Raw genomic sequence first — 22336 nt, forward strand, 5'->3', positions numbered from 1 at the left:
GTTCGCTATGTCTGACGACATGTCTTCTTTTTCGCCTTCGTCAGCGGGCGAACAGGGTGTACTACGTTCTATGCAGGAGGTTGCGATGAGCTCCCAGGAAGCCAGCAAGATGCTGCGCACTTACAATATTGCCTGGTGGGGCAATAACTACTACGACGTCAACGAGCTGGGCCACATCAGCGTCTGCCCGGACCCGGACGTCCCTGAAGCGCGCGTGGATCTCGCTAAGCTGGTGAAAGCCCGTGAAGCGCAGGGCCAGCGTTTGCCTGCACTGTTCTGCTTCCCGCAGATCCTGCAACATCGCCTACGTTCCATTAACGCCGCGTTCAAGCGCGCGCGTGAATCCTACGGCTATAACGGCGACTACTTCCTGGTTTACCCGATCAAGGTGAACCAGCACCGCCGCGTAATCGAATCCCTGATCCACTCCGGCGAACCGCTGGGACTGGAAGCAGGCTCCAAAGCGGAGCTGATGGCGGTTCTGGCGCACGCAGGCATGACCCGGTCGGTGATCGTCTGTAACGGCTATAAAGACCGCGAGTACATTCGTCTGGCGCTGATTGGCGAGAAGATGGGCCACAAGGTCTATCTGGTTATCGAGAAGATGACCGAAATTGCCATCGTGCTGGAAGAGGCCGAGCGTCTGAATGTGATCCCACGCCTCGGCGTACGTGCGCGTCTGGCGTCGCAGGGGTCCGGTAAATGGCAGTCCTCCGGCGGTGAAAAATCCAAGTTCGGCCTCGCGGCGAACCAGGTGCTGCAGTTGGTGGAGATCCTGCGCGAGCGCGGTCGTCTGGACAGCATTCAGCTGCTGCACTTCCACCTCGGCTCGCAGATGGCCAATATTCGCGACATCGCCACCGGCGTGCGTGAGTCCGCGCGTTTCTACGTTGAGCTGCACAAGCTTGGCGTGAATATTCAGTGCTTCGACGTGGGCGGCGGCCTGGGCGTGGACTACGAAGGGACCCGCTCGCAGTCCGACTGCTCGGTGAACTACGGCCTGAACGAATACGCCAACAACATCATCTGGGCGATTGGCGATGCCTGTGAAGAGCACGGCCTGCCGCACCCGACGGTGATTACCGAATCTGGCCGCGCGGTTACCGCGCACCATACGGTGCTGGTGTCTAATATCATTGGCGTTGAGCGCAGCGAAATCACCGAAGCGACGCCTCCGCAAGATGATGCCCCGCGTTCCCTGCAAAGCATGTGGGAAACCTGGCAGGAGATGCACGAGCCGGGCACGCGCCGTTCCCTGCGCGAATGGCTGCACGACAGCCAGATGGACCTGCACGATATCCACGTCGGCTACTCGTCAGGCACCTTCAGCCTGCAGGAGCGCGCGTGGGCGGAGCAGCTCTATCTGAACATGTGCCATGAAGTGCAGAAACAGCTCGACCCAAGCAACCGCGCGCATCGTCCGATTATCGACGAGTTGCAGGAGCGTATGGCGGACAAAATGTACGTCAACTTCTCCCTGTTCCAGTCGATGCCGGATGCCTGGGGTATCGACCAGCTGTTCCCGGTTCTGCCGCTGGAAGGGTTGAATCACGCCCCGGAACGTCGCGCAGTGCTGCTGGACATCACCTGTGACTCTGACGGCGCGATTGACCACTACGTTGACGGTGACGGTATCGCAACGACGATGCCAATGCCGGAGTACGATCCGGAGAACCCGCCAATGCTGGGCTTCTTTATGGTGGGTGCGTATCAGGAGATCCTCGGCAACATGCACAACCTGTTCGGCGATACCGAAGCGGTTGACGTGTTTGTCTTCCCTGACGGCAGCGTCGAGGTTGAGCTGTCCGATGAAGGGGACACCGTGGCGGATATGCTGGAATACGTGCAGCTGGATCCGAAAAAACTGCTCACCCAGTTCCGCGACCAGGTGAAAAACACCGGTCTGGACGATGCCTTGCAGCAGCAGTTCCTGGAAGAGTTTGAAGCGGGTCTGTACGGGTACACCTACCTGGAAGACGAGTAGTAAAACCTCCCTCTCCCGGTGGGAGAGGGTTGGGGTGAGGGCATCAGACCGCACAATGCCCTATACTCACTTGAACCCGTATGAATTACCGGCGATAATTCGCCCCAATATGCGATTTACGAATCAATCCCTTCCTCGTCGGGTTTAACGACGCGGAGGGGATTTTTTTTCATCTGTTTTTAATGTATCGACGTTAAAAGAGGTCAGGACATGAGCACTTTAGGTCATCAGTACGATAACTCTCTGGTATCTAACGCGTTTGGTTTTTTACGCCTTCCAATGAACTTCCAGCCGTACGACAGTGATGCGGACTGGGTGATCACCGGCGTGCCGTTCGACATGGCAACCTCCGGTCGTGCGGGTGGACGTCACGGCCCGGCGGCAATCCGTCAGGTTTCCACCAACCTGGCCTGGGAGCACAACCGCTTCCCGTGGAACTTCGACATGCGCGAGCGCCTTAACGTGGTGGACTGCGGTGACCTGGTGTACGCCTTCGGCGACGCGCGCGAAATGAGCGAAAAATTGCAGGCGCACGCAGAGAAACTGCTGGCTGCTGGCAAGCGCATGCTCTCCTTCGGTGGTGACCACTTCGTCACTCTGCCGCTGCTGCGCGCTCACGCGAAGCACTTCGGTAAAATGGCGCTGGTGCACTTCGATGCGCATACCGACACCTACGCGAACGGCTGCGAGTTCGACCACGGCACCATGTTCTACACCGCGCCGAAAGAAGGCCTGATCGATCCGAACCACTCTGTGCAGATCGGCATCCGTACCGAGTTCGACAAAGACAACGGTTTCACCGTGCTGGACGCCGGCCAGGTGAACGATCGCGGCGTGGACGATATTCTGGCTCAGGTTAAGCAGATCGTCGGCGATATGCCTGTGTATCTGACCTTTGATATCGACTGCCTGGATCCGGCGTTTGCACCGGGTACCGGTACGCCGGTTATTGGCGGCCTGACGTCAGACCGCGCCATCAAGCTGGTGCGTGGCCTGAAGGATCTGAACATCGTTGGGATGGACGTGGTAGAAGTGGCGCCAGCCTATGACCAGTCCGAGATCACCGCGCTTGCCGCGGCGACCCTGGCGCTGGAAATGCTCTACATCCAGGCCGCGAAAAAAGGCGAATAAGCCTTACGCGCTGATTGCTGCTGCGCGACGCATGCGCAGCAGCAACATTCCCCCGGCAAGCAGGGTGATTACCTGCGAGACGACCAGCACCGAAAAGCCTGAGCTGACTGACCCTACCGACCTCATCACCATCCCCATCAGCAGCGGAATAAACGCCGCGCAGATATTGCCGATCCCGTTGATAATGCCGTAAGCGCTGCCCACCGCTTCCCGCGCGGCGTGATGCTGGATCACCGCCGGAATAGCCGCCCCCTGAAGCCCCCAGAAGATATTCGCCGAGAGCATAAACAGCGCCAGCCAGGCAGGCTGATGGCTGAGCATCAGCGCGACCACGGACAGCGCCGTCAGCGCGCCGCCCACCACAAACAGCATTGGCGCCTGTTCCGGACGCATTTTGTCGAGCAGCACCCCGCCGAGGAACTTCGAGCCCAGACTCAGCAGGAAGGGAATGGCCGCAAGCATGCCCGTGGCGTGCAGCGAGAAATGATGCTCGTCGCGCAGCCACGCGGGCAGCCAGGCGCTGCTCCCCCAGAGATAGCTCAGGGTGGCAATCTCAACCAGCAGGATCCACCCGAGCAGCGGCGTTTGCCAGGCCAGCGAAAACGTCTCTGCGAAGCCCGGTTTTTTGATTTTCTCCGCACCCCGCGGCGCGGGCAGGAAGCGCCAGACAAGGCCGCCACCCAGCACAAGATTTAATACCGCCAGGGCATAAAACGACCCGGCCCAGCCGAGATGCGCCATCAGCCACGTTACCAGCGGAAAGCCCACGGCCAGCCCGAGCGAGACGCCCAGCGCGGTCACGGCGTTGGGTTTGCCGATCTCCTGCGCGCTAAAGTGATCGCTGATGAAGCGCGTTTTCAGCGAAAAGAGCGGCCCCTCAGCGATCCCCAGGATCGTGCGCGCGACGAGCATGCCCATCAGCGATCCGAGCAGCGGTGAAATGGCGCATACCGCTGCCCACATCGCTATGCTGCTCAATAATCCCTGTCGATAATGGAGTTTGCTTTCAATAACCGGAGTTAATAATAAAGCTGAAAATCCATAACCCAGCAGAAAACAGGTCATAAGCATTCCCTGTAACATTCTGTTTTCATTTAGCTGAAAATGCTGAGCAAATTCCGGGTTTAAAATCATTACAGAAATATTCACCCGGTCAACGTAGGAAATAATAATCAGTAATAACAATGCCACTGTGCCTTGCCATCTTGCCGTCATAACGCCTGCCTTATGTTTTCGCTTATTTCTATTTTTATGCGCGTGATTGTCACGTGGGTAAAATGGTTCACCTGTGAAACTCATTGTTTATTAAGGTAAAAATAAAGTTAAGTTTCACAGGTGAAACACCATGGTTTTCACTTCTTTTATTTTTAAGGAACAAAAAGAAAAGAAGTCAATCACTGTTTATTAAAATTTAAGGCCATCGATAAATCGTATTCTTTCACACCGAAATAATGAAAATTTCATATCGCTGCATTTTTTCGTGATCCTTTGCACACTTAGTTAATTAATTGCCGTTTGATTAACAAATTCGTCACATTGCGGCTTGACGAAACATTCATCGCTTTTATATTGACCGTATTAAATAAGAAACAGAGTTTCATATATGAAACAAAAGCCTGGAGGATCGTGATGAGCTGGATAGGCGTATGTGACGCAGAACAAGTACAGGAAGATTTCCCTTTTAGCGGCAACGTCGACGGTAAAGAGATCGGCGTGTATTTGATTGACGGTGAATATTACGCGCTGGAAGACGTATGCCCCCACGCCTATGCCCTGCTGAGCCAGGGCTTCGTGGAGGACGGCAAGGTGGAATGCCCGCTGCACGAGGCGGTATTCGACGTCAAAACCGGCCAGTGCCTGCACGGCCCCGGCGGGCGCAACCTCAACCGCTACCCGGTTCGGGTTTTTGAAAACCAGATTCAGATTACCTTCGTCGAGGAGACCGTGGCATGAGCGACACCCTGAACTACAACCCGGCGCTGCCGGAAAGCCGTCAGTTTGCCCCACCGGCTGAGGGCGGTAACGGTGCGATCCATAAGCCGGGTGATTACCAGAACCTGATCTGGCAGACCCGCAGCCGCGAGCCGGAAAGCTGGGAAGTGAACCTCATCGCCACGCTGGAAGATCTCTTCGAGCAGGGAGTTGAAACCTTACCGGAGCTGGTGAACGGGCTGAACGCGGTGCGCATGCACGATCAGCAGGGCGAGCCGTGGAGCGAGGCCAGCTTCCAGGCATTCTTACAGGTTAACGGCTACTGAGGGCAACGCGATGACGACTACCGTACAACACTATCTCGATAAAGGTCTGCGCGGCCTCTGGTATCCGGTGCTGGCGAGCTGGGAGGTGCAGTCTGCACCGGTGGGCATTACCCGCCTGGGCGAACAGATTGTGGTCTGGCGCAACAAAGACGGCCAGGTGCAGGCGCTGGAGGACCGCTGTCCGCACCGCGGCGCACGCCTGTCGATGGGCTGGAACCTGGGGGACCGCATTGCCTGCTGGTATCACGGCGTGGAGGTCGCGGGCAACGGCGAGGTGAAAGACGTGCCCGCCGTGGACAAATGTCCGCTGGTCGGCCAGCAGTGCGTGCGCAGCTACAACGTGCAGGAGGCGCACGGCGCAATCTTTCTGTGGTTTGGCGTCACCGCAGACCAGCAGCCGGACGAGCTGACCTTCCCGGACGAGCTCGCCGATACGGACAGCTTCAGCAACTTCCTCTGTACCGCCGCGTGGAAATGCAATTACCAGTACGCGCTGGAAAACGTGATGGATCCGATGCACGGCACCTATCTGCACTCCTCGTCGCACTCAATGGCGGAAGGGGATCGCAAGGCCGACATGGTGCTCCAGCCGACCAAAACCGGCTTTATCTTCGAGAAAAAGGGGCAGAGCGGCGTCAACTTTGACTGGGTGGAGCTGGGCAACAGCGGCACCTGCTGGATGCGCCTCTCCATTCCGTACAAGAAGCGTTTCGGGCCGGGCGGCCACTTCTTTATCGTCGGCATGGTGGTGCCGGAAGATAACGACAACTGCCGCGTCTTCTTCTGGCGCATTCGCCGGGTGCAGGGCTGGCAGCGCGACATGTGGCGCTTCATGTACCGCAACCGTCTGGAAAAACTGCACTGGGAAGTGCTGGAGCAGGACCGCGTGGTGCTGGAAAGCCTGGCGCCAAACGCCCGCGACCATGAATACCTGTATCAGCACGACGTCGGCCTCTCGCGCCTGCGCCGCATGATGCAAAAGGCCGCCAAAGAGCAACTGGCGATGCGCGAAGAACAGCAGGGAGCCGCCTGATGAACGGGCTGCTGAGCGGCAAGCGCATCGTCATAACCGGCGCCGCGCGCGGGCTGGGCTTTCACTTTGCCAAAGCCTGCGCGGAGCAGGGCGCGGCGGTGGTGATGTGCGACATCCTCAAGGGCGAGCTGGCCGAAAGCGCCCACGCCCTGAGCGAGCGGGGCTATGCGATCGAACCGCACGTTATCGATCTGGCCGATCCACAGTCCATTGAGCAGGTGTTCAGCGCGATTGACGAGCAGGGTCAGATCGATGGCCTGGTGAACAACGCGGCGATGGCGACGGGCGTCGGCGGCAAAAATATGCTCCATTATGATCCGGATCTCTGGGATCGGGTGATGAGCGTCAACGTCAAAGGCACCTGGCTGGTGACGCGCGCTGCGGTGCCGCTGCTGCGCGAGGGCGCGGGTATCGTGAACGTTGCGTCCGACACCGCGCTGTGGGGTGCGCCGCGCCTGATGGCCTACGTCGCCAGTAAGGGCGCCGTGATTGCCATGACCCGCTCAATGGCGCGCGAACTGGGCGAAAAGCGTATACGCATTAATGCCATCGCGCCGGGGTTAACCCGCGTCGAGGCGACCGAATATGTTCCGGCCGAGCGCCATCAGCTCTACGAGAATGGCCGCGCGTTAACCGGCGCGCAGCAGCCGGAAGACGTCACCGGCAGCGTGGTCTGGCTGTTAAGCGATCTGTCGCGGTTTATCACCGGGCAGCTGATCCCGGTCAACGGCGGTTTTGTCTTTAACTAAGGTGTAGCGATTATGGCAAACGATCAGGAAGTGAAGTATCTGGTGCCGGGGCTGGAGCGCGGTTTACAGCTGCTGTTGGCCTTTGGCGAGCAGCATCGCGATCTGACCTTTGCCGAGCTGCACCGGCTGGTGGATATGCCGAAGGCGACCGCCTATCGCGTGGTGCAGACGCTGGAGTACATGGGCTTTCTGGAGCGCAACGCGCGCACCAATACCTTTTCGCTGGGCATGAACGTGCTGCGTCTCGGCTTTGAGTACATCGCCTCGCTGGACGTGGCGCAGGTCGGCCAGCCGGTGATCGAGCAGCTGCGCGACGTGAGCCAGTGCAGCAGCCATCTGGCGATCCGCGACGGGCGCGACATTATCTACATCGCCCGCGTCAGCGCCGCCGGGTCGCGCATCAATCAGGTCAGCATTGGCACCCGCCTGCCGGTGCACTGCACCTCGCTGGGCCGCATGTTGCTGACCGATATTTCCCGCGCCGATTTCGAACAGTTGTTCCCGCACGAGCGCCTGCCGGGCAACACGCCGGGGCAGCTTCACGACCGCGAGGCCCTGTGGCAGATGGTGCAACAGGACAAAGCCCGCGGGTTTGTCATCGGCGAATCCTTCTTCCGCCACGGCATCTCCTCCATCGTCTACCCGGTGTATGACCGAAGCGGACGCGTGGCGGCGGTGGTCAGCATTCTGGTGCCGTCGGAAGAGATCCCGCAGACCGACCGCGAGCGGCTGCAAAACGAGGTTCGCCTCGCGGCGGATAAAATTTCTGGCTTCTTAGGCTATTTGTCACAGGCCAGCTAAATCAGTGAGTTAACGTCAGGCGCTTGACTGCGTCGGGCATGTTTTACGCCCAATTTGGGCCAGATGAGGCAACGAACGATGAGTGTAACCGGAATTGAAAAGCTGGAATTTGGCGTGGAAGACCTGACGCACTGCGCCAAATTTATGCGTGATTTTGGCCTGACGGGCGATGCCAGCGGCCAGCGTTTTACCACCCTGAGCGGCGCGCGCGTGGAGCTGAACCCCATCGACAGCCCCGACCTGCCGCCGGCGTTTGAAGCGGGCAACACCCTGCGCCGCATGACCTGGGCGGTGGCCGCACAGTCAGATCTCGACGCGCTGCGCCCGAAGCTGGCGAGACAGCCCGGCTTTCGCGAAGTGGGCGACGCGCTGGAATGCCTCGATCCGAACGGCATGACCCTGCGCGTGCAGGTCAGCCAGCAGACCGACGTGGAGCTGAACGTTGAGCCGATCAACCAGTGGGGCGATGCCCGCCGTATCGACACGCCCAGCCCGGTTTACGATCGTGCGCAGCCGATCAACGTCGGGCACGTGGTGTTCTTTGTAGAAGAGCTGGCGGCGGTGGAAAAATTCTACCGCGAGGTGCTCGGCTTCCAGGTTTCGGACCGCTACATCAATCGCGCCGTGTTCCTGCGCTGCGGGGTGCGCGGCGGACATCACAACCTGTTCCTGCTGCAACTGCCGAACCGCAAGCGCGGCCTCAACCACGTGGCCTTCACCGTGCGCGACATCCACGAGGTGATCGGCGGCGGTATCGCGATGAATAAAAATGAATGGAGCACCTTTATCGGGCCGGGCCGCCATCCGGTGTCGTCGGCCTATTTTTGGTACGTCAATAGCCCGACCGGCGGCGCGTTTGAGTATTACACCAACGACGACTATCTGACGGAAAACTGGCAGCCGCGCGAGCTGGAGCACTCCCTGGTCTCCTTTACCGAATGGGCGGTGGAGGGTGGGATTGACCACGACACCCGCCGTCAGCAGAAAAAGCCGGAGGCAGTATGACGTCGCGCATTGTCATTATCGGCGGCGGTCAGGCGGGCGGCTGGGCGGCGAAAACCCTGCGCGACGAGGGCTTCGACGGCGAGATCTGCGTGGTGGCGGAAGAGGAGTGGGATTTCTACGAACGTCCGCCGCTGTCGAAAGCGTCTCTGCTGGAGCCGGACGCGGCGCTCCCGCGGCTGTTTAGCGAAGAAGCACAGCAGGCGCTGAACCTGGCATGGTACCGCCCGCTGCGGGCTGAATCAGTCGATCGTGAAGCGAAAACCGTGCGTTTGAGCAACGGCGAACGTCTTAGTTACAACATCCTTTTAATGGCCACCGGCGGGCGGGCGCGCCTGCCTTCGCAGGCGTGGGCGGCGCATCCGCAGGTCTACACTCTGCGCCACTGGCAGGATGCGCAGCGCCTGAAGGCGCGTCTGGCGGAAAGTAAAAGACTGGCGATTGTCGGCGGCGGCTGGATCGGCCTTGAGATTGCCGCTTCCGCACGCAAAAGCGGCGTAGCGGTCACGCTGTTCGAGCAGCAGCCCGCGCTGTGCATGCGCTCGGTGAGCGGCGAGGTGTCGCAGCGCTTAGAGGCTATCCATCGCGAGCAGGGGGTGGATATCCGTACCGGCTGCGGCGCGCTGGAGCTGGAGGACAATAACGGCCTGCCGGTCATCCACTGCGACGGCCAGCGCGAAACCTTTGACGCGGTGGTGGTGGGGATCGGCGTCGATCTCAATCTGGAGCTGGCGCGCGATGCGGGACTTCGCACCGAGCGGGGGATCGTGGCGGACGCCCAGGGACGGACGTCCGATCCGTTCATCTTTGCCGCAGGCGACGTGGCGCAGCACCATCACTACGGCCTGTGCATTCAGTCCTGGGCCTTCGCCCAGAATCAGGCGGTGGCGACGGCGAAAGCGATGCTTAACCCCGATGCGCCAGGCTACGACGACGCGCCGTGGCTGTGGTCGGATCAATATCAGCACAACATCCAGATCCTCGGCATTCCGCAGCCGGGCAGCCGAACGATAGTGCGTGAAGAGGCGCTGTACTTCTCGCTGGACGACAACGGTCGGCTAACGCAGCTGGTGGCGTTCAACGATGCGCGCACCGTCAAGCTGGCGAAGCGCTGGATGGCGGCGGGGCGGGACCTGTCGGACGTACCGCTCGCCGATCCGGCTTTTTCACTGATGTCACTGCGATAGCTAACCCGCACCCGTAGGGGGAGACATGACCACATTAGAGACCAACACCGCGCCCGTCGAGGCGAGCGGTGAGGGAACCCGCACGCCTGAAAAAGCGGTGCGCTGGGCCATCCCGCTGTCGCTGCTGGCCTGCGTGCTGCTGGCCTTTTTCGACAAAATCAGCATCGCGGCGCTCTTTTCCGACACCCATTTCCAGCAGGCCATGGGCATCGATTTTGACACCACGCGCCTCGGCATTCTGATGAGCGCCTTCCTGCTGAGCTATGGCTTTTCGTCGGTATTTTTGAGCGGTTTAGGCGACAAAATCGCGCCGCTGCGCCTGCTCACCGGGATGATGGTGGTGTGGTGCGCGCTGATGGTGGCGATGGGCTTTACCCATAACTACACGCTAATGATCGTCCTGCGCATCCTGCTGGGCGTGGCGGAAGGACCGCTGTTCCCGCTGGCTTTCGCCATCGTGCGCCACAACTTCCCGCAGCATTTACAGGCGCGCGCCACCATGCTCTGGCTGCTGGGCACGCCGGTCGGCGCGGCGATTGGCTTCCCGCTCTCCCTGTGGCTGCTGAACACCTTCGGCTGGCAGAGCACCTTCTTTGTCATGGCAATGCTGACCGTGCCGGTGCTTATCTTTGTGCGCGTTGGCCTGCGCGGGATCCGTCTGGAAGCAAAACCCGGTACCTCGCAGGCGTCTCAGGACGAGCGGCGCGCGGCGCGGCGCGAGCTGTTTGTCAGCCCGCACTTCTGGATCATCTGCATCTTCAACATCGCGTTTCTGACCTACCTGTGGGGCATCAACGGCTGGCTGCCTGGCTACTTAATTAAGGGCAAAGGCATCCACCTGGAGCACGCGGGCTGGCTGTCGTCGATGCCGTTCATCGCCATGCTGGCGGGAGAGGTGATTGGCGCGTGGCTCTCTGACCGGGTCGATAAGCGCGCGGCGGCCTGCTTTATCTCGATGGCAGGGGCAGCCGTCGGGCTGGCGGCGGTGATGCACCTTGATACCCCGCTTGCCATCATCGCGGCGATGAGCTTCAGCACCTTTATGTGGGGCACCGGCGCCCCCAACATTTTCGCCCTGCTGGCGAAGGCCACCCATCCCCGGGTGAGCGCCACGGCGGGCGGCATCTTCAACGGGCTGGGAAACTTTGCGGGCGCGCTGTCGCCGGCGGTGATGGGCGCGCTGATCGCCTTCACCCACAGCATGGATTCCGGGCTGATTTTTCTGGCGGTGATGGCGGCGGTGGGCTGCGTCCTGTTACTGCCGCTGCTGAGACGTTACTGAGGAGAGTGTCATGACTGATTCAACCGTAACCAACAAAACAGGCATCAAACCTGACCACCTGACGATGGAAGAGTGGGTCGAGTCGCGCATCGCGCGCTTCGAAGGCCGTAAATACGACTGGAACGCGCTGAAGTTCCAGGCCGATTTTGACCCGAAATACCGCCGCGCGCAGATGCGCTACATCGGCACCGGGGCAACCGGCGTGGCGAACGACACCAATACCGTGCAGGCGGACCATTTTACCTTCTCCACCATGGTGCTGCCGTCGAAGTGCGAAGGGCCGCTGCACCTGCACGACGACGTGGAGGAGGTGTTCTTCATGCTCAAAGGGCAGATCACGCTGATGATCCAGGACGGCGACAACTACACCGAAACCGTGCTGCGCGAGCGTGACCTGATCTCCGTCCCGCCGGGCATCTATCGCGGCCTGTTTAACCACGGGGAAGAAGAGGCGCTGATGTGCGTCATGCTGGGAACCAACAAGCCGGAAATCCCGACCTATCCCTCCGATCATCCGCTCTCAAAAGTGAAGCGGAACTAAGGGGGCGACATGACGGCTTTTCGTGAACAGGGAAGCGGCATCCCGCTGATGCTGCTGCACGGGATCAGCTCTGGCGCTGCGTCCTGGCATAAGCAGATGGCGCTGGAGGGCTTTCGCGTGCTGGCGTGGGACATGCCCGGTTACGGCGAAAGCCCGATGCTGGCGGTTGAGCGGGCGAACGCCGGAGATTACGCCGACGCGCTGGCGGCGATGCTCGACCGCGCAGGCGTCTGGCAGGCGGTACTGGTGGGCCATTCCCTGGGGGCGCTGGTGGCCAGCGCGTTTGCGGCGAAGTTCCCTGAACGCGTCATTCATCTGGTGCTGGCGGACGCCGCGCAGGGCTACGGTAATGCCGCGCCGGCGCAGCGAGAGCAGGTCTGGCGTAATCGCGAGCAGCAGATGGCGCTCGGCGGCGACATTCTCGCGCAGACCCGCGCCGCGAAGCTGCTGCGCCCCGGCGCGCGCCCGGACGATATCGCCACCGTCGCGGCGGGCATGCGCAGGCTGCGCCCCGAAGGCTACCTCGCTGCCGCGTGGATGCTGGCGCATGATGACATTCACGGCTGGCTTAAGCGTTACGCAGGTCAATTTGAAGTCTGGTGCGGCGAGCAGGACGCGATCACGCAGCCCGAGCTGGTACAGGGGCTGGCGCTGCGCTACGGCATGCCGTTTACCGCGATTCCGCAGGCCGGACACGCGAGCTATCTCGATAACGACGCGTTTTTTAATCAACAGCTTTTACGCATTAGCGAAGAGGTGCGCGATGAATGCACACATTGACGGCCGCGTAGCGGTCGTTACCGGCGGTTCGTCCGGCATTGGCTTTGAAACGCTGCGCCTGCTGCTGGGCGAAGGGGCGAGAGTCGCCTTCTGTGGCCGCGACCCGGACCGGCTCGCCAGCGCCCATGCGACGCTGCAAAACGACTATCCTGACGGGGAAATTTTCTCATACCGCTGCGACGTGCTGAACGCCGACGAGGTGCAGGCCTTCGCAGATGCGGTGCAGGCGCGCTTTGGCGCGGCGGATATGCTGATCAACAACGCCGGTCAGGGCTACGTGGCGCACTTCAGCGACACGCCTCGCGAGGCGTGGCTGCACGAAGCCGAACTTAAACTGTTTGGCGTCATTAATCCGGTGCAGGCGTTTCAGCCGCTGCTGGAACGCTCCGATATCGCCTCCATCACCTGCGTTAACTCCCTGCTGGCGCTTCAGCCGGAAGAGCACATGATCGCCACGTCGGCAGCCCGCGCCGCGCTGTTGAACATGACGCTGACGCTCTCGAAAGAGCTGGTAGGCAAAGGCATTCGCGTCAATTCCATACTGCTCGGTATGGTCGAGTCCGGCCAGTGGCAGCGCCGCTTTGAAAGCCGGGCGGATAAAAGCCAGAGCTGGCCGGAGTGGACGGCGGAGATCGCGCGCAAGCGTGGCATTCCGATGGCGCGCCTCGGCAAGCCGCAGGAGCCCGCGCAGGCGCTGCTGTTCCTCGCCTCACCGCTGGCCTCGTTTACCACCGGCGCGGCGCTGGACGTTTCCGGCGGCTTTTGCCGCCATCTGTAAGGACGCATCATGAAAAAGGTAATGTTAATTGGTTATGGCGCCATGGCGCAGGCGGTGATTGAGCGTCTGCCCGCTGGCGTGGCTATCGGCTGGATCGTGGCGCGCGCGTCTCACCATGCCGCCATTCGCGACCAGTTTGGCGATGCGGTCGAGGCGCTGACCTCGCCGATGGCGTGCGCACAAACGCCCGATCTGGTGCTGGAGTGCGCCAGCCAGCAGGCGGTTGCGCAGTACGGCGAAGCGATTCTGCGCCGCGGCTGGCATCTGGCGGTCATTTCCACCGGCGCGCTGGCGGACAGCGCGCTGGAGCAGCGCCTGCTCGCGGCGGGCGGAAAACTGACGCTGCTTTCCGGGGCGGTGGCTGGCATTGACGGGCTGGCGGCGGCGAAGGAGGGCGGGCTTGAGCGCGTCACCTATCAGTCGCGTAAAAGCCCGGCCAGCTGGCGCGGCAGCTACGCCGAGCAGCTTATCGACCTTAACGCAGTGTCAGAAGCGAAAGTCTTCTTCGAAGGCAGCGCCCGCGAGGCGGCGCGCCTGTTCCCGGCGAACGCCAACGTGGCGGCGACCGTGGCGCTCGGCGGCGTCGGGATGGATGAAACCCGCGTGCAGCTGATGGTTGACCCGGCAACGAAACGTAACACCCACACGCTGCACGTAGAAGGGCTGTTTGGCGAATTCCATCTGGAGCTGAGCGGGCTGCCGCTGGCGTCTAACCCTAAAACCTCCACCCTGGCGGCACTCAGCGCGGTGCGCGCCTGCCGCGAACTGGCCCTGAGCTGAGGAGTGACGATGGACGATCTGAAGATTTTTATCGGCGGCCAGTGGCGACGCGGCGGTGGCAACCCGATGCAGAGCCACTTCCCGGCTGACGGGTCGCTCAATGCGACGCTGAACGCGGCAAACCTTGACGATCTGCACGACGCGATCGAGGCCGGCGAGTGCGCGTGGCGCGATCCCGTCTGGCGCAACAGCCTGCCGCACGTGCGGGCGAAGATCCTGCACAAGGTGGCGGATCTGATTGAGTCCCGCGCTGACGAGCTGGCGCAGATGCAGAGCCGGGATAACGGCAAGCCGCTGGCGGAGGCGCGCGGGCTGGTGATGAGCGCGGCGGGAACGGCGCGCTACTTCGCCGCCGCCTGCGAGCTGCTGGAAGGGGAGCTGCCCACGCCGCGCCAGCCGGATCTGCTGATGCTAAGCCGCTATGAGCCGCTCGGCGTGGTGGCGGCCATCACGCCGTGGAACTCGCCCATTGCCAGCGAGATGCAGAAGGTCGCCCCGGCTATCGCCGCCGGAAACGCGGTTATTTTAAAACCTGCCGAAGCCACGCCGCTGATGGCGCTGGAGCTGGCGCGCATTTTTGAACAGGCCGGGCTGCCCGCCGGGCTGCTGAGCGTGCTGCCGGGCAAAGGCTCGGTGATTGGCGACGCGCTGGCGCGCCATCCCCGCGTGCGAAAAATTTCCTTTACCGGCGGCACCGCCACGGGCCGCCATCTGGCGCACGTGGCCGCGGAAAAGCTGATCCCAGCGTCGCTGGAGCTGGGCGGTAAATCCCCGACCATCGTGCTGGAGGATGCCGACGTTGAGCAGGCCGCGCGCGGGATCTGCTACGGCATTTTCAGCTCAGCAGGGCAGGCGTGCATCGCCGGGTCCCGGCTGTTTATCCACGAAAGCCTGTACGCGCCGCTGATGGCGCGGCTGCTGGAATTAACTCGCGGGCTGCGCGTAGGGCACCCCTTCACCGACGGCGTTCACGTTGGGCCGCTGATCAATGAGAAACATCGCCAGAGCGTGCAGGAATACGTCGAGCTGGCGAAGCGCGAGGGGGGCCGGGTGCTGTGCGGCGGGGAGATCCCGGCGGATCCTGACCTCGCAAACGGCAGCTTCTTCCAGCCGACCATTATCGAAGGGCTGACGAACGGCGCCCGCGCCTGCCAGGAGGAGATCTTCGGCCCGGTGCTGGTAGCGATGCCGTTTCGCGATGAAGCGGCGTTGATCCGTGAGGCGAACGACTCGGTTTACGGCCTGGCGGCAGGGATCTGGACCCGCGACACCGGGCGGGCGCTGCGCCTGAGCGAGCAGCTGGAAGCCGGTACGGTGTGGATCAACACCTACAAAGTTTTTGCGATTTCGACCCCGTTCGGGGGCTTTAAAGAGAGCGGTCTGGGCCGCGAAAAGGGCATTCAGGGGCTGAAAGCCTGGATGCAGCAAAAGAGCATTTATCTGGCGACGGGTAACAGCGTCAACCACTGGTGCGACTGAGAAAGGGTGAGCAATGAGCGAAATGATAACCGTCGGCGACGCCATCGCCAGAACGCTGGAGCAGTATCAGGTTGAGGCCATCTACGGCGTCATCTCCATTCACAACCTGCCGATCGCGGACGCGATAGGGCAGCGGGGCAAAATCCGCTTCGTGCCCGCGCGCGGCGAGGCGGGTTCCGTCACCATGGCCGACGCCCACGGGCGGTTTTCCGGCCTCGGCGTGGCGCTGACCAGCACCGGCGCGGGGGCGGGGAACGCGGTAGGCGCGCTGGTGGAGGCGATGAACGCCTCCACGCCGCTGCTGCATTTAACCGGACAGGTTGAGAAGGCCTGGCTGGACGCCGACACCGGGTTTATCCATGAAACCCGCGACCAGCTGACCTTCCTGAAGGCCAGTTCAAAACGGGCGTACCGCATCAGCAATGCCAGCCAGGCGATAGCGATTCTGCATAAAGCGATTCAGGAGGCGCAGACGCCGCCGTGCGGGCCGGTCTCTGTGGAGATCCCGATTGATATTCAGGGGGCTAAAATTCCGCTGTCTCTGGTGACCGCACCGGTGAAACCGGCTTCGGTTGCAGCCGTGGATCCCGCGATGCTGGATGCTTTGTGGGCGCAGCTCAGGCAGGCTAAACAGCCGCTGCTGTGGCTGGGCGGCGGGGCGCTGGGAAGCGCTGACGCGGTGAAAAAGCTGGCGGATGCGGGCATGACGGTGATCTCCAGCACCCACGCGCGCGGCGTGCTGCCGGACGGCCATCGTGCCAGCCTGCGGGCGTTCCACAACTCGCCTTCGGTTGAGGCGCTGATTGCGCAGTGTGATTTTACGCTGGTGGCCGGTTCTCGCCTGCGCAGCAACGAAACCCGCTCATGGACGCTGGAGTTGCCGTCTCCGCGGGTGCAGATAGATATCGACCCGGCGGCGGCGAGCCGTAACTACCTGATGGATAACACGCTGATAGCCGATTGTTCAGCGCTGCTTGGCGCCCTGGCCGATAAAGCGCAGGGCCGCGAGTGGGGCAACGCCCAGTGGGACGCGCAGGTGCAGCAGGCGGTATTGCAGGCTGAACAGGGCCTGCGCGAGCAGTGCGGCGCCTATGCGAAGCTCAACGACGCCATTGAAAAAGCCCTGCCGCAGGACGGCCTGCTGGTGCGCGATATCACCGTTTCCGGCAGCCTGTGGGGCAGTCGTCTGTTCAGGGCTAACGGCCCGCTGATGAACATTCACTCTCTTGCCGGGGCGATTGGCATGGGGCTGCCAATGGCGATTGGTACCGCGATTGCCAACCCACAGCGTAAGGTGGTGGGGCTGGTGGGCGACGGTGGCCTGAGCCTGAATTTAGGCGAGCTGGCGACGCTTGCGCAGGAGAAAGCTAACGTGACGCTGCTGATCATGAACGACGGGGGCTACGGCGTGATGCGCGGCATTCAGGATAAGTACTTCGGCGGGCGACAGTATTATAACGAACTGCATACGCCGGACTTTACCCTGCTGGCACAGGCAATTGGCCTGCAGGCGTGGAGCGTTGAGCGGGCAGAGGATTTTGAAGCCGTGATGACGGAGGCGCTGGCGATGCCGGGACCGTCGGTAGTGGAAGTGCGGATGGGTCAGATTGGCGCGCTGAAGTTTGCCGGGCCGCCGCAGAAAACGCTTTACTAGCTGTTTTCCCTCTCCCACGGGGAGAGGGAGAAAACAGTAGTCCGGGTAAGGCGAAGCCGCCACCCGGCTTGTTTTATCAGAACACGTTAAACGGGTATTCCACGTAAGCGCGGATCTCGTCCCCGCCCACGTTATAGTCGCTTGCGTTGCTGGAGACGCGCAGCACGGAGTAGCGCAGTTTCAGCTTCAGATCTTTCGCCGGGCCGTCCTGCACCTGGTACTGGATCTGGTTAAACCACTCGTGCTCTTTGCCGTTGCTGGTTTCAGAGGTCTTAATGTTGTCGCCGCGCACGTAGGCGGTGGTCCAGCTCAGGCCCGGCAGGCCGAGACCCGCGAAGTCCAGACCGTAGGATGCCTGCCAGGAACGTTCATCTTCGCCGTTAAAGTCAGACCAGTAGGAGTTCGCCAGCCAGATGGTGTTGCCGCCGTCACCCACGCCGCCCTTGTCGCGATAGCCGCCGTAGTTATAGCCGGTGCTGCCGCTGCTCTGCTGGTACGCCACTTTGAACGTGTGAATATCCCAGATGTAGCTCGCCGCCAGGCTCCAGATGGTGTTGCTGCGGCCCGTGTCGAGGCTGTCAGCGTAGCCCTGATCCAGACGCGAGTTATAGCCGTTAAAGTCGAGCACCAGCTGCTGCCCGGTGCTGAACGGCTGTTTGTAATTCAGCCCCAGGTACTGTTTGTTCATCACCTCTTCGTTATGAGAGGCGTATACCGCGCCGCTGAACTGGTCGTTGAACTGGTAGCTTGCGCCACCGAAAGTCAGGCTTTTCAGGCCGCTGTCGTGGCGGTCGTCGCTTTTACGCTGCTCGTCGGTGAAATAACCGGCGTTCACTTCCAGCCCGTCGATCTCTTTCGAGGTCAGCATGGCACCGGTGTAGCTTTCAAACAGCAGGCGGGAGCTGTCGGCGTTAACGATAGGCAGTTCAGGACGCTGGTTACCGTAGCTCAGCACGGTATTCGAGATCCGCATTTTGGCGGTAGCGCCAAATTTCGCTAAATCGGATTTGGCCCGGCCATCGTCTTCCTGTTTAAAGAAGTCGATACCTCCCGCACCGCTCTTGCCGCGACCGCCGTCCAGGCGCACGCCGTACTGCGCGATGCCGTCCACGCCAAAGCCCACCAGCCCTTCGGTATAGCCGGATTCAAAGGTGGCGATGATCCCCTGACCCCATTCGGCTTTATCCTGCTGGCCCTGATGGTAGTCACGGCTGATATACGCATTGCGTAAAAACAGGTCTAAATGGCTGTCGTTGATAAAACCCTTGCTGTCAGATTGCTGGCTTGCAGCGGCGGGTAATGCGGCGAATAAACTTAAAGCAATTAACGATAATTCTTTTTTCACGGAGGGAACGTCTCTGTCTTAATATATTAAATTGAATTACTGCGCGTTTGATAATTACCGGAAAGATTAACGATTGCAATAAATATGTGACCAGACGTTTCAGCCGGAAAGGGTAGATTTGACGGGGCTTTCAGAGGTGTTACCGATACGTGCGATTTAGTTAGCAATTCATGCGAAATAAAAAGGAGGCAAAATTGCCTCCTTCCAAAATTATTTAATTCCGTCAGCGGCCATTCGGTCGCGAATATGCTGTGCGCGCGCTTCTGAGGCCGGGTGATCGTCAAACATGGAGCTCTGGCGACCCGCTTCCAGTTTTGCCAGCTTTTCGAAGCTGGTGGCTAAACCGGATGGATTAATACCGCGTTTGCGCAACAGATCGTAGGAGTAGTCGTCCGCTTCGGACTCCTGACGCTGCGAGAACTGGGAGTTAACCAGTTTTTCACCTACGTCTCCAAGCTGCGACTGGGACAGGCTGCCAACGATGCCGCCTGCAGAGGCCGCCGCCGCGCGAATGGCGTTGGTGCCTAAGGCAACCTGCATCCCTTTCTTCACGTGGCCGAGCGCAACGTGACCCATTTCATGGCCGATAACCGCTTCCACTTCGTTGTCGGTCATCATATCCATCAGCCCGCTGTAGACGCGGATACAGCCGTTAGCCATCGCGAAGGCGTTGACGTCTTTCGCCATGTAAACCTTGTAGTTCACCGGCTGGCCGTTGATGTTATCGCCGAGCGCGGAAGCAATCTTATTCAGACGCTGTGTGTAGGTACTGTCAGCCGGCGCAAGCGTGGCTTTTCCGTCCATATCTTTACAGGCCTGATCGCTCAGCGCTTTAACCTGCGCGTCGCTCAGGGAGTAGGCCTGAAAGGCTTCTGCACCTGAGGTCATCAGACCGTTAGAGTCCATATTCTGACAGCCGCTCAGCACGAGCGTTGTACCCAGGGCCAGCACTATTGCACGCATTTTCATGAGGTTGCTTCCGTACTCGTTAAACTGAATAAAATCCGAAAAGTGCCCCCGCAACGAAGCCGGGGCGGGATAAGTATAAGGAATATCTACAGGCGCGGGCGAGCAGATTGCGCAACATGCGAGCATGATCCAGAGATTTCTTAAGCTGCAAAAGAATGGTCCATGTACATGCCCTGCGGCTTGGGTTACATTGTTGGCACTTTTTTCCGGCGTAGCCCAAAACGCGCTGTCGTCAAGGGCATGGCCTTTAACAGTCCGATCTGGAGTTAAAATGTCCTCACGTAAAGAGCTTGCTAATGCTATTCGTGCGCTGAGCATGGACGCAGTACAGAAAGCCAAATCCGGCCACCCGGGTGCCCCTATGGGTATGGCTGATATCGCCGAAGTCCTGTGGCGTGATTTCCTTAACCACAACCCGCAGAACCCGGCATGGGCTGACCGCGACCGTTTCGTGCTGTCTAACGGCCACGGCTCTATGCTGATCTACAGCCTGCTGCACCTCACCGGCTACGATCTGCCAATCGAAGAGCTGAAAAACTTCCGTCAACTGCACTCCAAAACTCCAGGTCACCCGGAAGTGGGCTACACCGCTGGCGTAGAAACCACCACCGGCCCGCTGGGTCAGGGCATTGCTAACGCTGTGGGTATGGCGATTGCCGAGAAGACCCTGGCGGCGCAGTTCAACCGTCCTGGCCATGACATCGTTGACCACTTCACCTACGCTTTCCTGGGCGACGGCTGCATGATGGAAGGCATTTCTCACGAAGTGTGCTCCCTGGCAGGTACCCTGAAACTGGGTAAACTGGTGGCGTTCTACGACGACAACGGTATCTCCATCGACGGTCACGTTGAAGGCTGGTTCACCGACGACACCGCCGCACGTTTCGAAGCCTACGGCTGGCACGTTGTGCGTGGTGTTGATGGCCACGATGCTGACTCGATTAAACGTGCAGTAGAAGAAGCTCGCGCAGTCACCGACAAACCGTCCCTGCTGATGTGCAAAACCATCATCGGCTTCGGTTCTCCGAACAAAGCGGGCACCCATGACTCCCACGGCGCACCGCTGGGCGACGCGGAAATCGCACTGACCCGTGAAGCACTGGGCTGGAAACACCCTGCCTTCGAAATCCCGTCTGAGATCTATGCTCAGTGGGATGCTAAAGAAGTGGGCCAGGCGAAAGAAGCGGCCTGGAACGAGAAATTCGCTGCCTATGCGAAGGCGTTCCCACAGGAAGCGGCTGAATTCACCCGTCGTATGAAAGGCGATATGCCGTCTGACTTCGACGCGAAAGCCAACGAATTCATCGCGAAGCTGCAGGCGAACCCGTCTAAAATCGCCAGCCGTAAAGCATCTCAGAATGCGATTGAAGCGTTCGGTCCGCTGCTTCCGGAATTCCTGGGCGGCTCCGCTGACCTGGCGCCTTCTAACCTGACCCTGTGGTCTGGTTCTAAGCCAATCAACGAAGACAGTGCCGGTAACTACATCCATTACGGTGTACGTGAGTTTGGTATGACCGCTATCGCGAACGGTATCGCTCTGCACGGTGGTTTCCTGCCATACACCTCTACCTTCCTGATGTTCGTGGAATATGCACGTAACGCCGTGCGTATGGCTGCGCTGATGAAACAGCGTCAGGTGATGGTCTACACCCATGACTCCATCGGTCTGGGCGAAGATGGTCCAACTCACCAGCCGGTAGAGCAGGTAGCTTCCCTGCGCGTAACCCCGAACATGAGCACATGGCGTCCATGTGACCAGGTTGAATCTGCGGTGGCGTGGAAATACGGCGTTGAGCGTCAGGACGGCCCGACCGCGCTGATCCTCTCCCGTCAGAACCTGGCGCAGCAGGAGCGTACCCCTGAGCAGCTGGCAAACATCGCCCGCGGTGGCTACGTGCTGAAAGATTGCGCAGGCCAGCCTGAGCTGATCTTTATCGCGACCGGTTCTGAAGTTGAACTGGCTGTAGCAGCATGGGAAAACCTGACTGCCGAAGGCGTGAAGGCGCGTGTGGTCTCCATGCCGTCTACCGATGCGTTCGACAAGCAGGATGCGGCTTACCGTGAATCCGTACTGCCTAAAGCGGTTTCCGCTCGCGTGGCGGTGGAAGCGGGTATTGCTGACTACTGGTTCAAATACGTGGGTCTGAACGGCGCTATCGTCGGTATGACCACCTTCGGTGAGTCTGCTCCGGCAGAACAGCTGTTCGAAGAGTTCGGCTTCACCGTTGAGAACGTTGTCGCTAAGGCGAAAGAATTGCTGTAATCGCCGTTTTGCCCGGTGGCGCTTACGCTGACCGGGCCTACAAATGGCTCAAAAGTAGGCCGGGTAAGCGCTAGCGCTTACCCGGCTTTTTTTGCGTCATTATTCGAATGAAAATGTGACGCAAGTCATATAGCTCGCTTATTCATCTGGACAGACATTCCTTTTATTCCCCGATTCGCTTATTCTTGCTGAAGCGTTTCAGTCGATTAAATGTTCGACAATTGACCAATCAATCGCAGTTTGTGATAGCAAAGATTCCCCTTCGGGCGTCGCTGGATTACTCTTTCAGCCACCTCAAACTCAGGGATTGCTTTGCAGGA

Annotated in this window: 20 protein-coding genes; 17 read left to right on the forward strand and 3 right to left on the reverse strand. The window is 60.2% G+C overall.

From position 1 onward, the window contains the following. Nucleotides 1-7: 7 nt before the first annotated feature. Together speA and speB are read left to right on the forward strand one after the other, a co-directional pair. On the forward strand, nt 8-1984 hold the full coding sequence (gene speA, locus IM284_RS16115) for a biosynthetic arginine decarboxylase (protein ID WP_028014361.1): 1977 nt from the start codon (nt 8-10) through the stop codon (nt 1982-1984). 210 nt (nt 1985-2194) lie between these two features. After that, nucleotides 2195-3115, forward strand: coding sequence for an agmatinase (speB, locus tag IM284_RS16120; RefSeq protein WP_017382921.1), 921 nt, complete (start codon nt 2195-2197; stop codon nt 3113-3115). A gap of 3 nt (nt 3116-3118) precedes the next feature. On the opposite strand, the gene IM284_RS16125 is transcribed toward speB, so the two are convergent. Further along, nucleotides 3119-4330 carry an MFS transporter gene (locus IM284_RS16125; protein WP_047367424.1) on the reverse strand — a complete coding sequence of 404 codons (1212 nt, stop codon included), beginning with the start codon at nt 4328-4330 and terminating at the stop codon, nt 3119-3121. A 414-nt stretch (nt 4331-4744) separates the two neighbouring features. On the opposite strand from IM284_RS16125, the gene IM284_RS16130 reads away from it, so the two are divergent. From IM284_RS16130 to IM284_RS16195, 14 genes are all read left to right on the forward strand, one after another. Continuing rightward, a complete protein-coding gene (locus IM284_RS16130) occupies nt 4745-5068 on the forward strand; it encodes a non-heme iron oxygenase ferredoxin subunit (protein WP_003860044.1) in 324 nt (107 codons plus the stop codon). After that, the gene (locus IM284_RS16135; RefSeq protein WP_028014353.1) at nt 5065-5373 is read left to right on the forward strand and encodes a recombinase-like helix-turn-helix domain-containing protein; all 309 of its coding nucleotides are present in this window, start codon (nt 5065-5067) and stop codon (nt 5371-5373) included. Before IM284_RS16130 ends, IM284_RS16135 begins: the two co-directional genes overlap by 4 nt. A 10-nt stretch (nt 5374-5383) precedes the next feature. Then, a complete protein-coding gene (locus IM284_RS16140) occupies nt 5384-6406 on the forward strand; it encodes an aromatic ring-hydroxylating dioxygenase subunit alpha (protein WP_028014352.1) in 1023 nt (340 codons plus the stop codon). Further along, entirely contained in the window at nt 6406-7155 is a 750-nt protein-coding gene (locus IM284_RS16145; protein ID WP_047367425.1) for an SDR family oxidoreductase, read from the forward strand. The genes IM284_RS16140 and IM284_RS16145 overlap by 1 nt, the downstream gene beginning before the upstream one ends. Nucleotides 7156-7167: 12 nt before the next feature. Further along, on the forward strand, nt 7168-7956 hold the full coding sequence (locus tag IM284_RS16150; protein WP_028014350.1) for an IclR family transcriptional regulator: 789 nt from the start codon (nt 7168-7170) through the stop codon (nt 7954-7956). 78 nt (nt 7957-8034) lie between these two features. Beyond that, nucleotides 8035-8961, forward strand: coding sequence for a VOC family protein (locus IM284_RS16155; RefSeq protein ID WP_047367426.1), 927 nt, complete (start codon nt 8035-8037; stop codon nt 8959-8961). Further along, nucleotides 8958-10145, forward strand: a complete 1188-nt coding sequence (locus tag IM284_RS16160; RefSeq protein ID WP_047367427.1) for an NAD(P)/FAD-dependent oxidoreductase — start codon at nt 8958-8960, stop codon at nt 10143-10145. Before IM284_RS16155 ends, IM284_RS16160 begins: the two co-directional genes overlap by 4 nt. Nucleotides 10146-10170: 25 nt before the next feature. After that, on the forward strand, nt 10171-11427 hold the full coding sequence (locus IM284_RS16165; RefSeq protein WP_028014347.1) for an MFS transporter: 1257 nt from the start codon (nt 10171-10173) through the stop codon (nt 11425-11427). A 10-nt stretch (nt 11428-11437) separates the two neighbouring features. Continuing rightward, entirely contained in the window at nt 11438-11968 is a 531-nt protein-coding gene (locus tag IM284_RS16170; protein WP_017382915.1) for a cupin domain-containing protein, read from the forward strand. Nucleotides 11969-11977: 9 nt separating this feature from the next. Beyond that, a complete protein-coding gene (locus tag IM284_RS16175; protein ID WP_047367428.1) occupies nt 11978-12748 on the forward strand; it encodes an alpha/beta fold hydrolase in 771 nt (256 codons plus the stop codon). Further along, the gene (locus IM284_RS16180) at nt 12732-13526 is read left to right on the forward strand and encodes an SDR family oxidoreductase (RefSeq protein WP_047367429.1); all 795 of its coding nucleotides are present in this window, start codon (nt 12732-12734) and stop codon (nt 13524-13526) included. Before IM284_RS16175 ends, IM284_RS16180 begins: the two co-directional genes overlap by 17 nt. Before the next feature lie 9 nt (nt 13527-13535). Next, nucleotides 13536-14306 (forward strand): aspartate dehydrogenase, encoded by a 771-nt coding sequence (locus IM284_RS16185; RefSeq protein WP_041908340.1) that lies wholly within the window; start codon nt 13536-13538, stop codon nt 14304-14306. Between the two features lie 9 nt (nt 14307-14315). Next, nucleotides 14316-15785, forward strand: coding sequence for an aldehyde dehydrogenase (locus IM284_RS16190; RefSeq protein ID WP_047367430.1), 1470 nt, complete (start codon nt 14316-14318; stop codon nt 15783-15785). Nucleotides 15786-15798: 13 nt separating this feature from the next. Next, nucleotides 15799-17439, forward strand: a complete 1641-nt coding sequence (locus tag IM284_RS16195) for a thiamine pyrophosphate-binding protein (RefSeq protein ID WP_047367431.1) — start codon at nt 15799-15801, stop codon at nt 17437-17439. A gap of 76 nt (nt 17440-17515) precedes the next feature. Here the strand turns inward: IM284_RS16195 and IM284_RS16200 are convergent, their stop codons facing one another. Together IM284_RS16200 and IM284_RS16205 are read right to left on the reverse strand one after the other, a co-directional pair. Next, the gene (locus tag IM284_RS16200) at nt 17516-18784 is read right to left on the reverse strand and encodes an OprD family outer membrane porin (RefSeq protein ID WP_047367432.1); all 1269 of its coding nucleotides are present in this window, start codon (nt 18782-18784) and stop codon (nt 17516-17518) included. A gap of 210 nt (nt 18785-18994) precedes the next feature. Continuing rightward, nucleotides 18995-19753 carry a M48 family metallopeptidase gene (locus IM284_RS16205; protein WP_028014340.1) on the reverse strand — a complete coding sequence of 253 codons (759 nt, stop codon included), beginning with the start codon at nt 19751-19753 and terminating at the stop codon, nt 18995-18997. A 271-nt stretch (nt 19754-20024) separates the two neighbouring features. Here IM284_RS16205 and tkt point away from each other — a divergent pair, with 271 nt between their 5' ends. Beyond that, nucleotides 20025-22016 carry a transketolase gene (gene tkt / locus IM284_RS16210; protein WP_047367433.1) on the forward strand — a complete coding sequence of 664 codons (1992 nt, stop codon included), beginning with the start codon at nt 20025-20027 and terminating at the stop codon, nt 22014-22016. Nucleotides 22017-22336 lie beyond the last annotated feature (320 nt).

The organism is Enterobacter cloacae complex sp. P12RS (genome assembly GCF_014895875.1).
Classification (GTDB): domain Bacteria; phylum Pseudomonadota; class Gammaproteobacteria; order Enterobacterales; family Enterobacteriaceae; genus Enterobacter; species Enterobacter bugandensis.

What these genes read in the sequence shown, in the direction of transcription:
- IM284_RS16160 (WP_047367427.1), top strand. Translation starts at nt 8,958, where the DNA reads ATGACGTCGCGCATTGTCATTATCGGCGGCGGTCAGGCGGGCGGCTGG.
- tkt (WP_047367433.1), top strand. Translation starts at nt 20,025, where the DNA reads ATGTCCTCACGTAAAGAGCTTGCTAATGCTATTCGTGCGCTGAGCATG.
- IM284_RS16190 (WP_047367430.1), top strand. Translation starts at nt 14,316, where the DNA reads ATGGACGATCTGAAGATTTTTATCGGCGGCCAGTGGCGACGCGGCGGT.
- IM284_RS16185 (WP_041908340.1), top strand. Translation starts at nt 13,536, where the DNA reads ATGAAAAAGGTAATGTTAATTGGTTATGGCGCCATGGCGCAGGCGGTG.
- IM284_RS16125 (WP_047367424.1), bottom strand. Translation starts at nt 4,330, where the DNA reads ATGACGGCAAGATGGCAAGGCACAGTGGCATTGTTATTACTGATTATT.
- IM284_RS16130 (WP_003860044.1), top strand. Translation starts at nt 4,745, where the DNA reads ATGAGCTGGATAGGCGTATGTGACGCAGAACAAGTACAGGAAGATTTC.
- IM284_RS16155 (WP_047367426.1), top strand. Translation starts at nt 8,035, where the DNA reads ATGAGTGTAACCGGAATTGAAAAGCTGGAATTTGGCGTGGAAGACCTG.
- IM284_RS16175 (WP_047367428.1), top strand. Translation starts at nt 11,978, where the DNA reads ATGACGGCTTTTCGTGAACAGGGAAGCGGCATCCCGCTGATGCTGCTG.
- IM284_RS16145 (WP_047367425.1), top strand. Translation starts at nt 6,406, where the DNA reads ATGAACGGGCTGCTGAGCGGCAAGCGCATCGTCATAACCGGCGCCGCG.
- IM284_RS16180 (WP_047367429.1), top strand. Translation starts at nt 12,732, where the DNA reads ATGAATGCACACATTGACGGCCGCGTAGCGGTCGTTACCGGCGGTTCG.
- IM284_RS16165 (WP_028014347.1), top strand. Translation starts at nt 10,171, where the DNA reads ATGACCACATTAGAGACCAACACCGCGCCCGTCGAGGCGAGCGGTGAG.
- IM284_RS16140 (WP_028014352.1), top strand. Translation starts at nt 5,384, where the DNA reads ATGACGACTACCGTACAACACTATCTCGATAAAGGTCTGCGCGGCCTC.
- IM284_RS16150 (WP_028014350.1), top strand. Translation starts at nt 7,168, where the DNA reads ATGGCAAACGATCAGGAAGTGAAGTATCTGGTGCCGGGGCTGGAGCGC.
- IM284_RS16135 (WP_028014353.1), top strand. Translation starts at nt 5,065, where the DNA reads ATGAGCGACACCCTGAACTACAACCCGGCGCTGCCGGAAAGCCGTCAG.
- IM284_RS16170 (WP_017382915.1), top strand. Translation starts at nt 11,438, where the DNA reads ATGACTGATTCAACCGTAACCAACAAAACAGGCATCAAACCTGACCAC.
- IM284_RS16195 (WP_047367431.1), top strand. Translation starts at nt 15,799, where the DNA reads ATGAGCGAAATGATAACCGTCGGCGACGCCATCGCCAGAACGCTGGAG.
- speB (WP_017382921.1), top strand. Translation starts at nt 2,195, where the DNA reads ATGAGCACTTTAGGTCATCAGTACGATAACTCTCTGGTATCTAACGCG.
- IM284_RS16205 (WP_028014340.1), bottom strand. Translation starts at nt 19,753, where the DNA reads ATGAAAATGCGTGCAATAGTGCTGGCCCTGGGTACAACGCTCGTGCTG.
- speA (WP_028014361.1), top strand. Translation starts at nt 8, where the DNA reads ATGTCTGACGACATGTCTTCTTTTTCGCCTTCGTCAGCGGGCGAACAG.